Annotated in this window: 3 protein-coding genes; all 3 read right to left on the bottom strand. The window is 58.7% G+C overall.

What is annotated here, in order from left to right; genetic code table 11:
- Positions 1–389 precede the first annotated feature (389 nt).
- On the bottom strand, positions 390–1,502 hold the full coding sequence (locus x551_RS19650; RefSeq protein ID WP_216701349.1) for a DUF2971 domain-containing protein: 1,113 nt from the start codon (positions 1,500–1,502) through the stop codon (positions 390–392).
- An 86-nt stretch (positions 1,503–1,588) separates the two neighbouring features.
- Complete coding sequence (locus x551_RS23770; RefSeq protein ID WP_152543601.1) at positions 1,589–2,446, bottom strand: hypothetical protein; 858 nt, start codon at positions 2,444–2,446, stop codon at positions 1,589–1,591.
- Between the two features lie 162 nt (positions 2,447–2,608).
- The coding region (locus x551_RS19640) for a YaaC family protein (protein ID WP_152543600.1) at positions 2,609–3,722 on the bottom strand (1,114 nt) is incomplete at its 5' end.

Below are 3,722 nucleotides of genomic sequence, written 5' to 3'. Positions count from 1 at the left end.
CGGTCGGCGTCAACAAGCAGCGGCGTTTCCGCGAATCGTGACCTCGGTGAGGTAGTCCGGCCGAGTCATCCGCGGGCCATCGATCACCGGGAGGTAGTGGCGTCTCCTCGCCAGTAGACAAGATACTTGGGCAAGTAGCCGTGGGTCGTCTCCGACGATCAGCGTGCGGAGGAGTTTGGGGCAATCCATCAATACGTCATTACTTGCTGGGACGCCGAGCGACGGTGTTTCTGATGCCTAACGTTCGAGCTGAGCGGCTGGCCGCGGCAGGACGCCTGGCCGGCGAAGCTCAACATACACAGTGGGCGCTTCGTGGGCCAGGCGGCCTGCCGTGGACAGTCCGCTCTCGAGCGAGGGGTTAGGCGGCGCCTCGCGCAGTTGAGGTGCAGTCATGTCCGGTAGGGCACGCGGGACAGTTTTACCTTCACTTCACTCATATTGGACTCGGCCAAGAACTCGCGAATGCCGCGTTCCAGAGTTGCATCGGCCTCCGGCCCCAGAACCACCTCCCTAAGTGCAAGGGCTCGGCCGTCGGGCAGAACCGGCTCAAGTTCGTTAGAAAGTACGTACGGAATGATCCGCCCGCGACCGACCCTAAAACGCTTGGCCGAGCTCTTGTGGCCGAGGGAAGGCATCAAGTCTGGGTGCTCGATGAAGGCTAGCCGGTACTCCTGCTCCTGCTCAAATGCCGGATCCTTGAAGAATGCGATCAATTCGATTAGGCGGTCGATCTTGTAGTACGCGTCCTCGATTCGCTCAAGACGCCCTTCGTGCAGATCACGTAGGTACGCTTCCCTGGTGTGGTGAAGGTGAACCTCGACCAAGGCACGTTGGCGCTCTCTCAGATACTCAACGGGACGAAGATTCGCCCTGTACGCATGTAGAGAAACATCGCGAGGCTCAAAGCCGATCGCAATCGGGCCGTAGGCCCTCCATTGACTCAAGCTGTCCCCTGCCGCTGAGAATGATGCGACACAGACCCGGTGAACTGGCGCGGCTAGAGCTTTGATCCAATGCTGCAGCAACTCGCCTGCCTTCGGGCGCGACTCCTGCGACAGAAACTCCGTGGCGACCTCAGCGATCAGGTCGGCGCCGTGCGACAGTTCGCGCGTATCGTTCAGGTACGAGTAGTCGGATAGCCACAGATTTCCGCTCTGCACGATTCCAAAGAACGCTTCGACCCCGGTGTAGTGGTAGATGAGTTCGGGTTGAGCAGAGTCGACCATACCAAGCCGCCGCGCCTCGTTCCAGGCCACCTTCTGGACGGTGAACCAGTTCGGTAGTTTGGTCCCGTCCCAACTGTAGTAGGGCTCTCGCGCAACAGTCCTCCATTCCCTTCGCGAATAGACCTCAGGCTCTTCGCCCTCCACGAGTGGGTCAACCTGGAATGAGTCTTCAGGTATGCCGTTCTTGCAGGAAGGCCACGGACATGGCCAGACGTCATAGACGCCATGGTCCGGGCATTTCAGATCGGGGAATATCGTGTTCCGGAACGTGCGCATGGAGGGTGCTTGCGACGCCTAACGTTTGACATGAGCTGCATGACCCGGCTTGCTGGGGCCAGTCCGCTCGAGCGAGGGATTAGGCGTCACTGCTCTCGCGCCGCATTCAACGCCTCGATCCACAACTCGCGATCAGCGAGCTCGCGCGACTTCACCAGGGAGAGCATGCCGCCAGCAAAGCGACTGGCCTCTTGACGTAAAGGGATGAGTTCCACATCTTCAGTCATCGGAACGTCGGTAAACAAGGCCATAAACTTGTCTGGGAAGTCCTCCAAAGCAAGTTTGTGGAGGCTCCGAAGGCGAGAAGTCTGGAACTCCGACAACGCGCGCATCTGTTGATTGACGCGTAGCAGTGTTGGATCATCAGTGTGCATCGGCTGGGGTATCGCTTGGCGCTCACGCTCTAGCGCTTCCATCTTCAGGCGAATGACCCTGTTCAATGGGTCAGCCTTCGCACGGGCGATATCAAAGCACAGAGTTTTGGCCCAGGGTGCCAGAGCCAGTGAGATCGCCTGTTCGGTCGACCCTAAGCTGCGCATGAGCTCTCTGATTCGATCTGCCAGAGCGAAGAACTCACGCGGACTTGGCGCTGAGTCGAAGCGACCCATTTTGCAGTTCAAGTCAATCAGCGCAGTACCTGTGAGCTCAGTCATCTGTCGGAGACGCTTCAGAGCCTCGTCAGCTTGATTGATCTTCTCGTCTAGTTGTCGGGTCTTGGCTTCGATGCCAAGACCCTTGAATGACTCGAAGCGGTCCACCGTTGCCGCGAACAGAAGTACCAGGCCAGCGGTTAGTGATGTTGCGGCAACAGCTGGACTATCGCTGAACGCGGCGAAGGTTCCGGCAGCAAGGTTCGCGAGACCCGCAACCAGCAAGGCCCAGTTCGTGATCCCGTAGAGAACTCGGCGACTAAGCGGCAGGGATTGTTCGGGCTTGCTGGGCATTGGCAGGGCGGGTGTTGTGTGACGCCTAACGTTAAGGTAACCGGACCGCGGAGGCGGACGGCGTAAGACTGGGATGCGAGGATAGTGCGAAGCGCCGCAGCCCGGCCTTACGACGGCTGCCGTAGCGGGTCCGGTTGACCGACAAGTTAGGCGGCATCGCGGCTAGAGGATTGAGGGCTTGGCGATCTCGCGGCGAGCGAACTCGGAGGCCAAGAGATACAAGAACTGTTGCGCCTGACCAGAGATGAAGTCCTGAATGCGAGGGCCAAAGGCACCATCGTTGATAGCGGGGAAGTGGTGCGGGCGATAGCGCGTTATTGAGCCCAAGTAGTACGAGAGGATGTAGATGGAGAGCAGCTGATGTAAGGTCTGTGTGTCCTCTGCAGCCGGTCGCAGGTAGACGTAGTGCCTGCGATATGGGGGAACCGTTGAGACGGTCGCCCAGAGCAAACCCCGAATCGAATCGAAGAGCGACTGAAGTGAGTTTGCGTACTTCGTGTTCGGGCAAACGATCGGTGCGACTTGCTGGAAGCAGATCAGCTCGCGCAAAGCACTATCGGTTTCGTCGCAGGTGACTTGTATGAACGCCGGTCCAAGTTTCGACTCGGCAAGGAATCGTGTGATGGTTACGCCGATTCGGGAGAGGTCGTCTGAGACGAAATAGAGGTTCAGCCAAAGTTCCCGCGTGGCCTTGTTGAGGTAGGGGCGGATATCGTGGACCGCGATGAAGCGTTCCTTCTTGTTTGCCGCCGAAGACCACAATCTGTGACCTGGAAGGATTTGCGGTAGGAGCACGGGTACGTCGTAGTCCTGATTGGCAGCTAGCCCAGCGCCAGCCAGAGCCAGCATGAACTCGGAAAAGTTCTGCAGGTCTCCGCTGCCATTGGGGCTTACGAACGCCCGCAGGAAGGCATCAGCAAGCTCACGGTTGCCTGGTGCGCGGAGCATCTCGGAGAGTCCGTGCTGAGCTTTGTTGAACGTTGGCCGCGTTCCGCGAGTGAGACAGAACGCCTTCACGAGGTTCATGAAGCAGTAGTAAAGCGCCAGCGGGCGGGCTGACACACGCTGTGTGTCTACAGCACCTTCGAAGAAGTCGCGCGCTTGATTCATGCACGCGAGGGCTTCGGGGCGTGCTGCCGAAGGGCATGAAGTCTTGATGGTCTGGTCGATGATTGCCCAGGGATCAAGCGAGAAGAGCAGTGACTGCAGGCTGGCATTGCCTTTTGGGCCGACCTTTGTTGGCCAAGAGCTGAATGGAATCAGCTTTCCGTTAAGG

Origin of the sequence: Methylibium sp. T29 (genome assembly GCF_000576205.1) — a bacterium.
Lineage (GTDB): Bacteria > Pseudomonadota > Gammaproteobacteria > Burkholderiales > Burkholderiaceae_C > Methylibium > Methylibium petroleiphilum.
This window is presented reverse-complemented; position numbering and strand designations above follow the sequence as displayed.

Excerpts from the sequence above, each read along its gene's own strand:
- x551_RS19650 (WP_216701349.1), bottom strand. The coding sequence starts at position 1,502 with ATGCGCACGTTCCGGAACACGATATTCCCCGATCTGAAATGCCCGGAC.
- x551_RS23770 (WP_152543601.1), bottom strand. The coding sequence starts at position 2,446 with ATGCCCAGCAAGCCCGAACAATCCCTGCCGCTTAGTCGCCGAGTTCTC.